Origin of the sequence: Flavobacterium nitrogenifigens, assembly GCF_003254565.1 — a bacterium.
GTDB classification, from domain to species: Bacteria; Bacteroidota; Bacteroidia; order Flavobacteriales; family Flavobacteriaceae; genus Flavobacterium; species Flavobacterium nitrogenifigens.
In genome coordinates this window covers 1-489 of the sequence record NZ_QJRI01000095.1, presented here as the reverse complement: position 1 = coordinate 489, position 489 = coordinate 1, and the positions used below count along the sequence as shown (strand labels likewise).

Sequence of the window (489 nt, the reverse complement as noted above, 5' to 3'; positions counted from 1 at the left end):
GTGATTGCATAATTGGGTGCAGCGGCTCCGCTGGCTGCGATCGGGTAAGTCCCCACCGGACTTCCTATAACTGCCGTGGTGGCGACTGTCGGAGCTGTGGTTAATACAGTTTCAGTATCGCCGTTTACAAAACCAGAATAGCTTACAGTCAGAGCCGGATTCGAACTGCCGTAGGTTTTGCTTTTATCATCCGCCGTGATCGTAAGCGAGGCGGCTGTCACGCTCATTGTTCCATCGGCATAAGTTATTGCATAATTGGACGCTGCAGCTCCGCTGGCTGCGATCGGATAAGTCCCCACCGGACTTCCTGTAACTGCCGTGGTGGCGACTGTCGGCACTGTGGTTAGCACAGTTTCTGTATCGCCGTTTACAAATCCCGAGTAGCTCACCGTCAGAGCTGGATTTGCGCTTCCGTAGGTTTTACTCTTATCATCGGCTGTCACTATAAGAGATGCCTGACCCACCGTAAGAGTACCCTCAACATATGAA

1 protein-coding gene is annotated in these 489 nt (G+C 52.1%); it reads right to left on the bottom strand.

Annotated elements, in window-relative coordinates:
• The coding region (locus DM397_RS00415) for an MBG domain-containing protein (protein WP_204251854.1) at window positions 1-489 on the bottom strand (489 nt) is incomplete at both ends.